At 27.9% G+C, this 15907-nt stretch carries 14 protein-coding genes; 13 read left to right on the forward strand and 1 reads right to left on the reverse strand.

Going from position 1 to position 15907, the window contains the following annotated elements; genetic code table 11:
- The first annotated feature begins 259 nt into the window (after positions 1-259).
- The 3 genes from TR13x_RS03900 (at position 260) to TR13x_RS03910 (ending at position 3580) form a co-directional block, all read left to right on the forward strand.
- Positions 260-1513 carry a deoxyguanosinetriphosphate triphosphohydrolase family protein gene (locus TR13x_RS03900; RefSeq protein ID WP_407060169.1) on the forward strand — a complete coding sequence of 418 codons (1254 nt, stop codon included), beginning with the start codon at positions 260-262 and terminating at the stop codon, positions 1511-1513.
- 112 nt (positions 1514-1625) lie between these two features.
- Positions 1626-2354, forward strand: coding sequence for a GIY-YIG nuclease family protein (locus TR13x_RS03905; protein ID WP_054870593.1), 729 nt, complete (start codon positions 1626-1628; stop codon positions 2352-2354).
- A 554-nt stretch (positions 2355-2908) separates the two neighbouring features.
- Positions 2909-3580: a nuclease-related domain-containing protein gene (locus tag TR13x_RS03910; protein WP_054870594.1), complete on the forward strand. Its 672-nt coding sequence runs from the start codon at positions 2909-2911 to the stop codon at positions 3578-3580.
- 245 nt (positions 3581-3825) lie between these two features.
- On the opposite strand, the gene TR13x_RS03915 is transcribed toward TR13x_RS03910, so the two are convergent.
- A complete protein-coding gene (locus TR13x_RS03915; RefSeq protein ID WP_054870595.1) occupies positions 3826-4440 on the reverse strand; it encodes an ABC transporter ATP-binding protein in 615 nt (204 codons plus the stop codon).
- A 320-nt stretch (positions 4441-4760) separates the two neighbouring features.
- On the opposite strand from TR13x_RS03915, the gene TR13x_RS11125 reads away from it, so the two are divergent.
- The 10 genes from TR13x_RS11125 (at position 4761) to TR13x_RS03960 (ending at position 15896) form a co-directional block, all read left to right on the forward strand.
- Complete coding sequence (locus tag TR13x_RS11125) at positions 4761-4919, forward strand: hypothetical protein (protein ID WP_161802925.1); 159 nt, start codon at positions 4761-4763, stop codon at positions 4917-4919.
- A 124-nt stretch (positions 4920-5043) separates the two neighbouring features.
- Entirely contained in the window at positions 5044-5370 is a 327-nt protein-coding gene (locus TR13x_RS03920) for a DUF1904 domain-containing protein (protein WP_054870596.1), read from the forward strand.
- Positions 5371-5785: 415 nt separating this feature from the next.
- The gene (locus TR13x_RS03925) at positions 5786-6961 is read left to right on the forward strand and encodes an MFS transporter (RefSeq protein WP_054870597.1); all 1176 of its coding nucleotides are present in this window, start codon (positions 5786-5788) and stop codon (positions 6959-6961) included.
- Positions 6962-7098: 137 nt separating this feature from the next.
- The gene (locus TR13x_RS03930) at positions 7099-7473 is read left to right on the forward strand and encodes a hypothetical protein (protein ID WP_054870598.1); all 375 of its coding nucleotides are present in this window, start codon (positions 7099-7101) and stop codon (positions 7471-7473) included.
- Positions 7474-7592: 119 nt separating this feature from the next.
- A complete protein-coding gene (locus TR13x_RS03935) occupies positions 7593-8228 on the forward strand; it encodes a hypothetical protein (RefSeq protein WP_054870599.1) in 636 nt (211 codons plus the stop codon).
- A 57-nt stretch (positions 8229-8285) separates the two neighbouring features.
- The gene (locus tag TR13x_RS03940) at positions 8286-9740 is read left to right on the forward strand and encodes a sucrose-6-phosphate hydrolase (RefSeq protein WP_054870600.1); all 1455 of its coding nucleotides are present in this window, start codon (positions 8286-8288) and stop codon (positions 9738-9740) included.
- 11 nt (positions 9741-9751) lie between these two features.
- The gene (locus TR13x_RS03945; RefSeq protein WP_054870601.1) at positions 9752-10753 is read left to right on the forward strand and encodes a carbohydrate kinase; all 1002 of its coding nucleotides are present in this window, start codon (positions 9752-9754) and stop codon (positions 10751-10753) included.
- 584 nt (positions 10754-11337) lie between these two features.
- Positions 11338-13068 carry a S8 family serine peptidase gene (locus tag TR13x_RS03950; protein WP_152912110.1) on the forward strand — a complete coding sequence of 577 codons (1731 nt, stop codon included), beginning with the start codon at positions 11338-11340 and terminating at the stop codon, positions 13066-13068.
- A 139-nt stretch (positions 13069-13207) separates the two neighbouring features.
- Positions 13208-14791: a DEAD/DEAH box helicase gene (locus TR13x_RS03955; protein WP_054870602.1), complete on the forward strand. Its 1584-nt coding sequence runs from the start codon at positions 13208-13210 to the stop codon at positions 14789-14791.
- A gap of 355 nt (positions 14792-15146) precedes the next feature.
- A complete protein-coding gene (locus TR13x_RS03960; RefSeq protein ID WP_054870603.1) occupies positions 15147-15896 on the forward strand; it encodes a peptidylprolyl isomerase in 750 nt (249 codons plus the stop codon).
- Positions 15897-15907: the final 11 nt, after the last annotated feature.

Consider the following 15907-nt stretch of genomic DNA (forward strand, 5'->3'; position numbering starts at 1 on the left):
CCACATTTCTTCGTTGAGTGTGAAGCATAAGCTTATAATCGTTGTATGCTAAGTACAATAGACTGGACTACACCTTAATGTCCAATGATGTTGAAAGTGCAATACTGTTAGATGGTATTATTGAAATTATATAACAAGGAGGAGCTCAAAATTGATAAAAAAGGAACAGATACTTGAAAGGGAAAAATTATGCCTTGCTGAATATGCAGCTAAAAGTGATTCAGAATTTCTTATACAAAGGTTGACTAAAGAATGTGAAATGAATGAAGTTAGCAAGTGTGAAATAAGATTACCCTTTCAGAGAGATAGGGATAGAATTATACATTCTAGAGCTTTTCGTAGATTAATGCACAAGACACAGATTTTTAATGCAAATATGGGTGACCATTATCGCAATAGATTAACACACACTTTAGAAGTAAGTCAAATTGCAAGGTCAATTGGGAAAGTGTTGCGGTTAAATGATGAGTTGATTGAAGCGATTGCTTTAGGGCATGATTTAGGACATACACCTTTTGGACATATAGGAGAAAGGACACTACACTTAATTATTTCAGGTCAAATGTTTAAAAATGATAAAGAGATTAGCATACAGAATTGTGGTGGTTTTAAACATAATTATCAAAGTTTACAAATTATAGACAATTTAGAAAAAAGAACAGAAAAGCAAAAAGGCATGAACTTAACTTTAGCTGTTAGGGAAGGTATATTAAAACACACTAGTAGAAAAATTAAAATACCTGAAAAAAACTATGAAAAGAGGAGAATAGTACCAATTAAGCAGGAAGTTAAATATACTACTCTAGACTTAAGTAATATTAATATTGAGTTACCATCATTTACTCTTGAGGGTCAAGTTGTAGCTATAGCTGATGAAATAGCCCAATGTACTCATGACTTGGAAGATGGAATAAGAGCTAAAATCATAAAAATAGAAGATATAAGTAATGCTAAACTTGTAGAGAAAATATGTAAAGATGAAAACATTAAATTGAATCAATTAAAAGAAACAGTTGATGTGAGAAACGTTTTAATTAAATCTATGGTAGGTTATTTGATTAATGATGTTTGTAAAGCATCATATAATAGAATTCAAAAAGCGTATATTGATAAGGAATATCCAACTTTTAAAGATAAAAATGATGTGTTTAAAGAAAAATTAATAGTTTTTTCAGATGAAATTGATGAAATGCATTCAGAATTATCAAATATGATTTCTAAACTAGTTATAACTTCACAAAAAGTAAGTCAAGCGGATGCTAAAGGTGAATATATAATTTGTAAACTTTTTAAAGCGTATTATATACATCCACAGCAGTTACCAGATTATATTTTAAATAGATATTTTTCAAAAAAAGGAATGGAAGTTAATAGATTAAAAATTCAGGATATGATTTTTGAATTACAAGATGATTCGGAATTTTTGAGATTGATTTGTGATCATATTGCTAGTATGACAGACCAATACGCTGCACGCGAGTATATTAAGTTATATGAACCTGAATATTATTAAATGTTGTCTAATAGTGTGGCAAAGATACAGAAGTAGATATTTTTTTAGTTAATAATAAAAAAATTTTATACTCGAATGTTTTGATATATTGTTTTAATTTAGGAGGGGGATTATGGGATATATATATGTAATGAGAAATCCTGCGTATAAGGATGATATTTTGAAAATTGGAAAAACAAATGAACATCCAGATAAAAGGGCTTCTGAATTATATGATACAGGGGTACCCGTGCCATTTGAGGTTATTTTTAAAAAGAAAACAGATTATTATAATGAACTAGAAAATTTTTTACATTACAGATTGAAAGATAAAAGAATTAATCCTAGTCGCGAATTTTTTAGGACTTCATTAAAAGAAGTACATGAATTAATAAAAGAGTTTGAAAGTATTAAGAAAAAGCCAGTTATACAAACTAGAAGAAGAAAAAGTCAAAATAATATTCTAGTGAAAATTTTTCCACATAGTCGTAAAGAACAATTTTTTCCAACAAAACAAAGTATATATGATTTTTTCATGGACAAAATGAAGAAGAAAGAAGAAAGATATCTTCTAGGTAATAATAAGTCTATTGGGAATCTACCAAAAGGTACTATTGTATGGATAAAATATGAAAATGAAATAATAGGGGAATTTAAGATTAAAAGAGGAATTAAGGAAGTAAAAAAGGACAATCAAATCTATAAAGAAATATTGATAGATACAGAAACAATTAAACTTTATTCAGTGCCAATATCATATTTTGATTTTCTAGAATTTCAAGGTATAAATCCAAATCATAGAGCATATCATAAAGTCGATTATGAAGTTTACGAAACTTTAACAGAGATATTTAATAAATAAATGTAAATAATAGAATTAGTGCTTTAAGTATTTAATTATAAGTAAGCATATATATAATATTTAATATTATTATTTAATAACATATTGCTAGTTATAAATTTATAATAAGAAGTATAAATGTTAAATTTTTCAATAAAATATAACCAGTATATTACTTTTATGTTGGATTATAATATAGATAAAAGGAAGTATTTGTTATAATATGTAATTAAAATACTATACTTTTTACTGGTTTATTTAGTTAGATTTTCATATATTATTACAGTTTTTTTTAGAAATCTTTAATATTCTATTGATTTGTTGTGATTTTTCTACTTAAAATGTTTAGTAAGATTTAGTTTTTGCTATAAGCTATTATCCTCCACTAGTCCCCTATACTTTTGTATAGGGGTAGTATATTTTATTGTGGGGGATTTTTTAATTAATACTTTAGTCTACTTTTAGATTAACATAAACATTTTTTTAAGGGGATGAATGTTTTAAATAAGAAATGGGGATATTAACCTAAATATAAATTTATTTTATACTAAATGATAACTGAGAAGGTGATAAAAGTGATATACATAGTTATACCAATAGCAGTTATTTTTTTAATGCAAATATTGTTTACAATTATAACTAATTTTAAGTCGGAAGGGGAAATTGGTGAAGATATAGTAAAAACCGATTTAAGTGAGCTAAATGAAGAAGAATACAAAGTTATTAATAATGTTTTATTAAAAAGAAAAAATGGTAGGACATCACAAATTGACCATGTTGTTATCTCTCCGTATGGAATATTTGTTATAGAAACTAAAAATTATAAGGGAACTATAATAGGTACCGATGAAGACAGAGAATGGATACAAAAAATAGGCAAGTATAGGAATAAGTTTTATAATCCTGTGAAGCAGAATATAGGGCATATAAATGCATTAAAGGAATTATTGAAGGAATATGCTAATGTACTTTATGTTTCCATAGTAGTATTTACTACTAGTGCAGATCTTAGCGTATCAAGGTCGAATAATTTAAATAGTCATATTTGTTATTGTTATAAGGTTGTTGATATAATAAAGAAATATTCTAAAAAGATACTATCAGATACAGAAGTACTAGATATTTACAAAACTATAAAGGAGAATAATATTTCAAGTTATAAGCAAAGAAAAATTCATATTCAAAATGTAAAGAATTATGTAAAAGAAGTGGAAGTAAGAAGAAAAGAAAATTATCCTTGGTTTTAAATGAAGCTATATTATTTACCTTGTATATAGAAAAAGCTTTTAATTTAAGTAATAAAAAAATGAAACATAAAAAACATTTTCATAACCTCACAATTAATAGTGAGGTTATAATTATAAAGTAAAATAGATATTAGTTTTTAACTACTAAATATAAAAAATTATAGGTTTTACTATTTTATTTATATAACCGGTTTTCTATTTTTTTTTATAGTTTAATCACTTTTATCAGTTATATTTTTCTGCCTTTATGTAGATATAGCTTCTGCTATGTCATGTGTAACCATTATTGCAGTTTTTTCTTCTTTTTTGAGTATAGTTCCTATTTCATCTGCTATAGCAAGTCTGGTTTGATAATCAAGAGCAGAGAAAGGTTCATCTAAAAGGAGAATATCAGGTTTTACAGCCAATGTTCTAATTAAAGCAGCTCTTTGTCTCATACCTCCTGAAAGCTGACTTGGGTAATAGTGTTTAAAATCTCCTAGTCCATATGTATCAAGGAGCTTTTCTACATATTTTTTTGTTTCTTTGTTTACTTTTTTCTGTATTTCTAATCCAATTAAAGCATTACCTAAAATGGTTCTCCATTCAAACAAATGGTCTCTTTGAAACATATAGCCTATTTTTTTGTTTGTCTTTTCAACTTTTTTACCATTAATAACTACTTTGCCCTTAGAAGGTTTTAAAAGACCAGCTATTATAGATAAAAGAGTTGATTTTCCACACCCACTTGGACCAACTAAAACTACTATTTCTCCATGATATATATCTAAAGATAAATCTTTTATAGCTTCTGTTTCACCATCAAGGGTATGATATATCATATTGATATTTCTAATTTCTACAACTTTTCTTCTATTCATTTATATGCCTCCTTGAGGAGAAAATTAGCATAATTGCATATATTATTTTATTCAATCAATGAAGGGAATGTGAATGAAGATACTTTTGTTTAGTAAATTGACAGGGATAGGTATTATATATAGATGACTTCTGGTATAAGACAATAACATGCAATATTAAGATAAAATTTAAAGAAAATCAAAAGGAAATGGTCAAAAAATATAGAATTGGTAAAATATGATTTGACAGATTAGTGTTATACAGTAATTGATTATGAGAGGGTAGAATTTATTGTATTTACTGTTAACTTGTTAGAAAATTATGAAGGGGGTTAAAATATATGAATAAAATTGAGTATTATAAAATAATTACTATCATTGGCGTAGGTATTACAGTCAGCTCTATGATTAATGTCTTAAAATTCCCACAAATACTTACTTTTGCAATAGGAATAGGTTTAATGGCAGGAGGGCTGATGGCATATAAAGGTAATAGATAAAACTTATTATGGGAACTATTACTTTATTTTTTGTGAAATGATGTATAAAAATAAAAGGTTTTTAAAAGATCTAAATAATTGTATAATTTATATGTGCAAATATATATAGAAGGGAAGAGAGCTTATGCCACATATAAGAGTGAGAGGAATAGAATTAGAGCAGTTAAAAAAGGTGAGCAAGGAGATGATAGATGATTTACAAAGTATTATAGAATGCCCTAGGGATTATTTTACATTGGAATATATACATAGTACATTTATTTTTGATGGAGAAGTTTCAAAAGGATATCCTTTTATTGAAGTATTATGGTTTGATAGAGGACAGGAAATACAGGATAGAGCAGCAAGTGCAATAACTGATAGAGTAAAGAAATTTGGTTATGAAGATGTATGTGTGATATTTACTGATTTGCCGAAGCACAAATACTATGAAAATGGACAACATTTTTAAAAATTAATGAAAACATATGAGACAAAAAGTCGTCAACTTCCAATAATACAAAAAACTTGGGGATTGACGATTTTTTGTTTTTTTAAATCTGAATAGATGTAACATAGTATTTCCAACGGTTTAAAGTATATTTATAATCAAGGAATATATAGAGAAAAAATAAAAATCCAAAACCTGAAACAAAGTACGACAATAATAGAGATTTTTAGACAAAGGAAAATTAAAATTAGTAAAGAAGTGTTAATTATAAAATTTGTAGTTTGATAAAGAAATTTATAACTTCGAAACTTACATATTATTTTACTTTAAGATAGGAGGCTCTTTTAAATGAGTTGATTAATATTCTAAAAGTACTAAAATTCATAGTAATATAAAAATCATATTTTGAACTTGTAGACTTTAAGGGGGATATTATATGCGTGAAAAAAAGAATATTTATTTAATGTATTTAATTATATTCTTACAAGGATTTGTATTTTATGGACCTATTGCTACCATATATAGACGAGCAAGGGGGCTTTCTCTTTATGAAATATTTATACTTAGCTCTATATCCTTAATACTCATGATCGTCTTTGAAATACCATGGGGCTGGTTTGCAGATAGATATGGATATAAACGTACTTTGATATTTTCAAATTTTATGTTTTTTATATCGAAAATAGTATTTTATTTTGCTGATTCTTTTCTGCTATTTTTAGTAGAAACTTTATTAATGGCAATATCAATTTCAGGTATTTCAGGATGTGATATAGCATTGATATATTCTTCTATTAATAAAGAAGATGGAGAAAAAATAATCGGAAGATATAATGCTGCTGGTACTTCTGGATTTTTTATTGCCTCTTTTCTTTCAACAATAGTTATTGCAAAATCTATAGATTATGCAGCATTATTGACAATATTACCATATGGATTAGCAGCATTTTTGACTTTATTTATTGAGGATGTAAACGACTATTCGCAGGAAAAATTAACGCTGAAAAAAAGTTTTAAGAATGTATTAAACAAAAAGTGGATGTTAGTATTTGTTATAGCTATAGCATTTGTTCAAGAAGTACAGCATATGATAACCGTATTTTTGAATCAGCCTCAATATTTAAAAAGTGGCATTAATTTAAAATATTTTGGAATACTAATGGCTATTATGCAGACGATAAGTATGGTTTCAGTAAAAGCATATAAACTTACTCAAAAACTTGGGAGAGAAAAAAGTTTAAAAACGTTATTTTTAATTATTGGTATATGTAGCTTTATGTTGTCATATATTAATAGTCCTATTTTAAGTGTTTTACTTATTGCAACTGTTACTGGTAGTTTTGCTTTAATTCACCCTATAGCTGTAAATATAGAAAATCAATCAATAGTTACAAATGATAGAGCAACTATTTTGTCAATATATGCTATGATAAATAATGTTATAGCAGCTTTTATAAACATAATTGTTGGTAAGGCAACAGACGTTTCTATTGAATTTGCTTTTAAAATTTCTAGTATTATTGTGTTTCTGGGTTTTATAACGTTGATAGTATTTTTTTCAAACTATAATGTGATATCTTCAAGTAATGAAGATGCAAATGAAAAAGTATAAGGGGATTTTTCCCTTTATACTTTTTATTTAGAGAAGCCCATAATATTTCTGATTTAAGGAGGATTTATAATGAAAAAAATAGTTTTTTTCTTATTTTTATTATGATTAGTTCATTAGTCTTAAATATATATTATTACATGCAAATAAAAGAATTACGTTCAATTACTTATAATATGTTTACGAAAAGTCTTGATTTAACAAGTTCTTTTCTTAAGCCTGATAAAGTACCTTCTAAATTATGTTTGATTGTAATATCATATATAGATTTTTTGATGAGTAATGATAATACTTATAGTTTTATTAAAGAGTTACGTCCTGGACCCAACTGGAGATTAGTTGCTGAAAGTATATATGAATTTAATTTAAACCAAAAGAAAATGACAAATGTGGATGTTGACTATTTGAAAAAACAAAGCGAAATATTTGATGAATTACATAAACTTTTCATTAGAAACAATTATAAAACAATTAATAGAACTGAAACTAAGGAATTGTTTGAAAAAAATTGGTAGAAAATGCAAGTAAATATTTCAATAATAAAATGAACAACCATTAATTTCTAATAAACAAAATGATTCTTTTTCTTTATTACTACAATAATGTTAATTTTTCTATTAAAGGAGGTAAAAAAGTGCAACATAAAAGAATTAAGTTACTGTTAGTGTTATTTCTAATATTTATCTTAACTAGTTGCACAGTAAAAAATTTAGAAACGAATATTGGACAAATTAAGTTTAATGATATAAAATTTGTTGAAGATTATAATTATATAAAGAAAAGATTAAAACTAAGTGATAATGCTAAACTACAAAATTTATTTTTGACTCTGAATAATGATTATTATATAACTCTTTTACAGTATGAATTAATTGATTTTGATAATATAAATGACAAATATAAAATCTATCATATAAGTTTAATTAAAAAAGGTAATAAATATGAAATATATACTTCAGAAGGTAATCTTTGTTTGCAGTATGATCAATTAATAGATGCGAAAAAATTTTTTCATATCATTGAAAACATAGATATAACTAAAATAATAAATGACAATAGTTCATTATACTACGATATATATGCCACTGGGAAATATGATATTGATGCAACTCACTCAGATAAAATATATATTATTGAAAAAAATGAAGTGAGAAAAGCAGATTATAAGACTGATATTGAAGGATATTATATTGATGTAACTGATGATAAAAGTGTATATAGACGTAGATATTTCTTCGGCAAAACTTTAGAGGATAAAAAAATTAAATAAGACTCTTTAAATATTGTCCCTAAGACTTAAAAAAACAAGGCAGAAGGTGATGATAATATGAATAAATTAGAAAAGGCTAGAAACTATGTTAAAGAAAATAAGGACAAGATAAATAAAAAATATCGTATGACATATCATGTTATGGCTCCTGTTGGATGGATTAATGATCCAAATGGATTTTCATATTATAAAGGAGAGTACCATTTGTTTTATCAGTACCATCCCTATTCAAGCGAATGGGGACCTATGCATTGGGGGCATGTAAAAAGTAAGGATTTGATAAAATGGGAGGACTTACCGGTGGCTATAGCGCCTGATATGCCTTATGATGCAGATGGCTGTTTTTCTGGTAGTGCAATAGAGCATGATGAGAAATTGTATTTAATATATACAGGACATATAGATAAGACAAAAAAGCCGGAAGATATAAGACAAATACAGAATATAGCTGTTTCTGAGGATGGTATAAACTTTACGAAAATTAAAGAGAACCCAGTAATTGGAACAGATACATTACCGCAAGAAGCAAAATCACAAGATTTTCGTGACCCAAAGGTATGGAAAAAGGGAGATTTATTTTATGTAGTAGTTGGTTCACGTAACGTTGATGGATCAGGACAAATTTTGATGTATAAATCAAAGGATTTAATTAATTGGGAGTTTGTAAATATAATTGCTAAAAGTTCAAACAAAATAGGAAAGATGTGGGAATGTCCTGATTTCTTTGAAATAGATGGAAAAGATGTTTTAATAATATCTCCACAGTATTTGGAATCAAAAGGAGATCGTTTTAATAATATATATTCTTCTATATATATGATAGGTTCATTAAATTATGAAAAAGGTATTTTTGTACATGAAGACTATTATGAAATTGATCACGGTTTTGACTTTTATGCCCCACAAACATTAATTGATGATAAAGGTCGAAGGATTATGATAGCTTGGATGAATGTATGGGACCGAAAATGGCCTACCCATGAATTAAAACATGGATGGAATGGTGCTATGACATTACCACGTGTAATACAGTTAAAAGGTAATAAGATTACATTTAGTCCTGTTGAAGAAATAAAAAAATATCGAAATAACGAATATAGAGCAGTTGAAACAATAACTAATATTTCGAAAAGATTACCTTTTGATGGCTTTGCACTAGAAATAGAAGCATTGATTGATATTACCCATGCAGATAGAGCCGGGTTTAAATTGTGTAAAGGTGACAAAGAAGAAACTATATTATATTTTAATAAAAGAGAAAATAAAGTTACTTTAGATAGGAATAACTCAGGTATTGGTCCAGGTAGAGTAAGAAAAACTACTCCTAATGTTATAGAAAACAAAATTAAATTCCGTATTTTTGTTGATCGTTCAAGTATAGAAGTATTTATTAATGATGGAGAACAAACAATGACAGCATTAATTTATCCATCAGATGAATCAAATTATTATGAAATTTTTGCAGATGGAACAGCTCAATTTCTAATTACAAAGTGGGATATTAAGTTGTAAGAGGTGATTAGGTGTCTAAGTTAATTTCTATTGGAGAAGTATTGATAGATTTTATACCTATGCAAAAGGGAGTTAAGTTAAAAGATGTATTAGCTTTTGAACGTGTAGCAGGTGGTGCACCAGCTAATGTTGCAGCATGTGTTGCCAAACTTGGAAAGGAAAGTCTTATTATTTCCAAACTTGGAGAAGATGCTTTTGGGGATTATTTAATAGAAGTACTAAATAAAGCTGGAGTTGATACAAAAAATATAATACGCACTACAAAGGCAAATACAGCATTAGCTTTTGTATCACTTACAAGCGAAGGAGAACGTGATTTTTCATTCTACCGTAATCCAAGTGCGGATATGTTGTTAAGCCCAGATGAAATAGATGAGGCTTTATTTGAGAGGGGAGATGTGTTACATTTTTGTTCAGTAGATTTAATAGACGCTCCTGTAAAAAAGGCACATCTTAGGGCTATTGAATATGCAGAAAAAAATGGCACTATAATTAGCTTTGACCCAAATGTGCGTTTACCTTTATGGAATAATGCAGAAGAATGTAGAAAGACAATTAGAGAATTTATTCCTATTGCTGATATATTAAAAGTAAGTGATGATGAGTTGAAATTTATTACAGGTATTGAAGATGAAAAAGAAGCAATAGAATCATTATTTATTGGTAAAGTTAAGGTGATTTTATATACAAAAGGGAAACAAGGAGCAGAAGTTTTTACAAGATATAATAAAGTATATGAACCAGCATTTAAAATTGACGTAGTAGATACAACTGGCGCAGGAGATTCATTTATTGGTGCATTCATTTATCAATTATTATATAGAAATGAGCAAATTGAAACATTAGAAAGATTAACAGATAATATAGAAGAGTTAAAATCAATTCTTCGTTTTGCAAATGCAGCAGGTGCAATTGTAGCATCTAGAAAAGGAGCTTTATTATCGATGCCAACAGTAGATGAAGTAAAGGAGTTTATGATGAGACAGAAAAATTATATTGAATTTAAAAAATAGATATATCTTTAAAAGACTGATATTTTAAGATAGTTAAAAACTTTTAATAGCATTATTTACAAGATGATCCTCTTTGCTTCCATATTTGCAAAGAGGATTTTTTCTTCCGTAAGTTCCTATTTTATTTATTTTTTTATCATTATTAAATGCTGGTTTTTAAAAGATCCAGTAAGTTTAATAGGGTTTATCAAAAGATTTCTACATTTTATTTGTTAATTTATTGATTTGTTTTAGGGTGAAACTGGGTAAAATGCTTAGAAAGTTAATGTTATAAAGTTCAGAACTATCATAACAGATTATATTGATTAAAAATCATATTTAGACAAGAAAGAATAAATGATATAGGACTAAAATACTATTTTGGCAATAAATATCAAATAGACTCATAAAATTGAATTTTAGAAAAATATAGTATTAATGTGAAGGTAAATAAGTTTAATATGAAATCGATTTTTAAACGATATACTATCTATGTTTAAAACCTCCTAATAAATGCACTTACTTTATATGAAGGGGGTTGATTCCAATGTACATTAATGAATGACTTAAAGAGTATATTATATATTAAAAAGGAAGGAGTTTGAATGAAAGGTATGATCAGAAATAAAAAGATAGTTTCAATATTATTATTTATTCTTATGCTAATTTCAGTTACTAGTTATGGTTTTGCATTTAATGAAAAAAACAATGTTGAGAAACCAAAAGTAAAATTACAGCAAAAGGATATTGTTAGAATTTATGACTCTAACAAAGATAAATTATTTGAAAATTTATCTGAAAAAATGAATAAAACTGCAGATAACGAAGAAATTCCAGTTATAGTTGTATTCAAAGAAAAATTAAATTTTATGAAAAAAAATGATATAAAGAAACTAATAGGTAATTATATAACAAAACATGAATATAAAAATATACCTGCAATAGCTATGAAATTGAAAAAAAGCCAAATTAACAAATTGTCTAAGTTAGATATAGTTGCTCATATTGAATATGATGAACCTGTTAAAGCTTCTATGGATACAGCAAATTATTGGTTCGGTGCAGAGAAAGCGAGAAATGATTTTTATGTGAATGGAGATAGAGATGGAAATATAAACAACTATACTAAGAATGATGTCGTTGTTGCAGTGATTGATACTGGTATAGACGGAAATCATGTTGATTTAGATGGTGGAAAGATAATAGGATGGAAAGATTTTGTAAATAATCAGCCTTTACCTTATGATGACAATGGTCACGGTACTCATGTAGCTGGAATTATTGCTGGTGAAGGAGATGGAAATCCTAACTATACAGGTGTTGCAAAAGGTACAGCTTTAGTAGGGCTCAAGGTTTTAGACAGTCAAGGTAATGGCTCAATGAGTGATGTAACAGCAGCTATAGATTGGTGTATCACAAATAAAGATGTTTATGGTATAGATGTAATTAATTTAAGTTTGGGAACAAGTGGAAGTTCTGATGGTACAGATTCAACTTCATTAGCTGTAAATAATGCGGTTAATAATGGGATTGTTGTTGTAGTAGCAGCAGGAAATGATGGACCTAATAAATATACAATAGGTTCACCGGGTGCAGCTGAGAAAGCTATAACAGTAGCAGCAATGGCAGACGTTGGAGAAAATGGATTTAGTCTAGCTGATTTTTCAAGTAGAGGACCTACTGCTGATGAGAGGATAAAGCCAGATATTGCATCACCTGGATATAATATAACTGCTCCAAAAGCAAATACAACAAATGGTTATGTAACATATAGTGGAACAAGTATGGCAACACCTTTTACAGCAGGAATAGTAGCTTTGATGCTAGATGCAAATCCTAATTTGACACCTACTCAAATTAAAAATATCTTAACTTCTACAGCTCATGATTGGGGCCCATATGGCAAAGATATAGAATATGGAAATGGTAGACTTGATGGATATGAAGCTATAAAACAAGCAGGTAGTTATAGCGGTAATAACATACCTTTACCAGATTACATGTATGGGACAGAAAGTTTATCAGGATCTGGAGCATCTGATATTTGGGAGTTTACAGTAGATAATACAAACTACCCTATAGCTATAACTTTGATAATACCTAATTGGACATATTGGCTCTGGGGTGGAACACCTGATTTTGATGTTTACTTATATGATTCTAACGGAAACACTGTAGCTTCTTCAACTGGAACAAAAAGACAAGAGAATATTAATTTTGTACCTTCAAGTACAGGCATATATAGAATTGAAGTGTATTCATATTCAGGTAGTGGAAGTTATTTCTTTGATTTAAGTACAGGTGGATATAACTTAGTATTAAAACAAGATCAGTAGAATTAAATTAACTATTTTAATCAAAAAATCCTCTGATTAAAAATCAGAGGATTTTTTGATTAAAATGAAAAAAAGATTGCTTTTTGCACATACTAAGTGTATACTAGTTAAGTTAAGTAAATACGGAGTGAGGTAAAATATGATAAAAATAGGATTTAAAGATTTAATGCTATCAAATGAAATAGTAAAGGCAATTGAAGATATGGGCTTTGAAGAGCCTTCTCCAATTCAAGCCAAAGCTATACCTTTATTAATGGAAGGAAAGGATGTAATTGGGCAGGCTCAAACTGGTACAGGTAAAACAGCAGCTTTTGGAATTCCTGTTTTAGAGAAAATGCAGCCAGAAAATAAGAAATTACAAGCTTTAATTTTATGCCCAACAAGAGAGCTAGCTATTCAAGTTTCAGAAGAATTAAGAAGACTTTCAAAGTATAAAAGCAATATTAAAATATTACCTATTTATGGTGGTCAGCCTATAGAGCGACAAATAAAGGCTCTAAAAAAGGGCATACATATTGTAGTTGGTACTCCTGGTCGTATTATGGACCATATGCGTCGTCGTACTTTGAAAATGGATAATCTTAAGATGGTAATATTAGATGAAGCAGATGAAATGTTAGATATGGGATTTAGAGATGATATAGAAACAATACTAAAAGAAGTGCCTAAAGAAAGACAAACAGTAATGTTTTCGGCTACTATGCCTAAACCTATTCTTGAGCTAACAAGAAAATATCAAAAGAAACCACAATTAGTTAAGGTAGTGCACAAACAACTTACAGTTCCAAATATTGAACAAATATATTTTGAGGTAAAAGAAAAAACGAAATTAGAAGTTTTATCTCGTTTAATTGATATGTATAATCCTAAACTTTCTTTGGTTTTTTGTAATACGAAGAAGCGAGTGGATGAACTTGTTTCGCAGTTACAGGGAAGAGGTTATTTTGCAGATGGCCTTCATGGAGATATGAAACAATCTCAACGAGATAGAGTAATGTCAAAATTTAGAAATGGTACAATAGAGATTTTGGTAGCAACTGATGTAGCAGCTAGAGGTATTGATGTTGATGATGTTGAAGCTGTATTTAATTATGATTTACCAAGAGATGAAGAATATTATGTACACAGAATAGGAAGAACTGGACGTGCGGGTAAATCAGGCCGAGCTTTTAACTTTGTAGTAGGTAAAGAAATTTACAAACTAAAAGAAATACAGAAATATACAAAAACTAAGATTATGCGCCATGATATTCCTAGTATTAATGATGTAGAAGAAATTAGAACTAATTTATTCTTAGAAAAAGTAAAAGCTATTATGGAAGAAGGACATATGACTAGATATATTAAATATATTGAAAGATTACTAGAAGAAGACTATACTTCTATAGATATAGCAGCAGCTTTACTAAAAATGGCTATGGGAGAACAAAGTAAAGAAGAACTTGAACTTAATAATGAATTTGAGAATACAGGTGCAGAGCCAGGAATGGTAAGATTATTTATTAATGTTGGCAGAAAGCATAAAGTAAAGGCTAAGGATATTGTAGGTGCAATTGCTGGTGAAACAGGGCTTTCTGGTAAACTGATAGGAATAATCGATGTTTTCGATAGATACACTTTTGTAGAAGTACCAAAGGAATATGCAAAAGAAGTGCTAATGATTATGAAAAATAATAAAATAAAGGGAAATAAGATTAATATTGAACCTGCTAACTCAAGGTAAATAAATAAAAGAGCCTATATAAAGGCTCTTTTTGTAATAGAGAATTTATATGAATTAGTATTTTTACAGCTTACATGCAATACTAGATTTTAGTATCTGTAATAATTACATAAAATAATTACTAATAATAGGAAGAAGAATAACAATTCTGTACCTTGGCCATCCATTATTTGTGCAAATAAGCTTTTGCCTTCAGCCATTTAAACAACCTCCTTAACTAAAAATATTATGTTGTAAATACTTTCTAATATAAATTATGTTAATCAATTTTTTTTGTGAATAAAATAAATTTTGGACATGACATCTTTTTTATGTTATTATAGCAGTATATTTTAACGAAAAGGAGAGTTTATTAATGGAGCAAAATAAAGTTTTAGCAACTGTAAATGGCAAGCAGATAACAGAAAAGGATGTAGATTTACTTCTTAGAAAATTAGGTCCTCAAAGAGCAATGCAATTCTATTCAGAAGAAGGAAGAAAAAGACTATTAGATGAACTTATTAATCAAGAACTTATTTATTTAGATGCTTTGGAAAATGGGCTAGATAATAATGAAGACTTTTTAACAGAATTAGAATATATGAAACAGAACTTATTGAAACAGTTTGCAGTTAGAAAATTGCTAGATAATATATCTATTGATGAAGAAGAGCTTATTTCTTTCTATAATAGCAATAAGGAGAATTTTAAAAAGTTAGCGTCAGTTAGAGCTAGACATATACTTGTAGATACAGAAAGTGAAGCTAATGAAATAATAGAAGAAATAAAAAATGGATTAGGGTTTGAAGAGGCAGCAAAAAAATATTCTAAGTGTCCGTCAAAGGCTAATGGTGGAGATTTAGGATATTTTACAAGAGGTAAAATGGTTAAAGAATTTGAAAATGCTTCATTTGAATTAGAAAAAGGACAAATGAGTGAGCCAGTAAAAACTAGTTTTGGTTATCATATAATTGAAGTATTAGATAAAAAGGAAGAAGAAATTAGTCCTTTTGAAGAAGTAAAAGAGCAAATTAAAAACCAGTTAATTGCAGCTAAACAAAATGAAGTTTATTTCAAGAAAATTGAAGAGTTAAAAAATATATATGAAGTAAAAGTAAATCTTTAAAAAATATCTCT

It is taken from the genome of Caloranaerobacter sp. TR13 (assembly GCF_001316435.1).
Classification (GTDB): domain Bacteria; phylum Bacillota; class Clostridia; order Tissierellales; family Thermohalobacteraceae; genus Caloranaerobacter.

What these genes read in the sequence shown, in the direction of transcription:
- TR13x_RS03905 (WP_054870593.1), top strand. Translation starts at nt 1,626, where the DNA reads ATGGGATATATATATGTAATGAGAAATCCTGCGTATAAGGATGATATT.
- TR13x_RS03960 (WP_054870603.1), top strand. Translation starts at nt 15,147, where the DNA reads ATGGAGCAAAATAAAGTTTTAGCAACTGTAAATGGCAAGCAGATAACA.
- TR13x_RS03915 (WP_054870595.1), bottom strand. Translation starts at nt 4,440, where the DNA reads ATGAATAGAAGAAAAGTTGTAGAAATTAGAAATATCAATATGATATAT.
- TR13x_RS03900 (WP_407060169.1), top strand. Translation starts at nt 260, where the DNA reads ATGAATGAAGTTAGCAAGTGTGAAATAAGATTACCCTTTCAGAGAGAT.
- TR13x_RS03955 (WP_054870602.1), top strand. Translation starts at nt 13,208, where the DNA reads ATGATAAAAATAGGATTTAAAGATTTAATGCTATCAAATGAAATAGTA.
- TR13x_RS03950 (WP_152912110.1), top strand. Translation starts at nt 11,338, where the DNA reads ATGAAAGGTATGATCAGAAATAAAAAGATAGTTTCAATATTATTATTT.
- TR13x_RS11125 (WP_161802925.1), top strand. Translation starts at nt 4,761, where the DNA reads ATGAATAAAATTGAGTATTATAAAATAATTACTATCATTGGCGTAGGT.
- TR13x_RS03940 (WP_054870600.1), top strand. Translation starts at nt 8,286, where the DNA reads ATGAATAAATTAGAAAAGGCTAGAAACTATGTTAAAGAAAATAAGGAC.
- TR13x_RS03930 (WP_054870598.1), top strand. Translation starts at nt 7,099, where the DNA reads ATGCAAATAAAAGAATTACGTTCAATTACTTATAATATGTTTACGAAA.
- TR13x_RS03925 (WP_054870597.1), top strand. Translation starts at nt 5,786, where the DNA reads ATGCGTGAAAAAAAGAATATTTATTTAATGTATTTAATTATATTCTTA.
- TR13x_RS03920 (WP_054870596.1), top strand. Translation starts at nt 5,044, where the DNA reads ATGCCACATATAAGAGTGAGAGGAATAGAATTAGAGCAGTTAAAAAAG.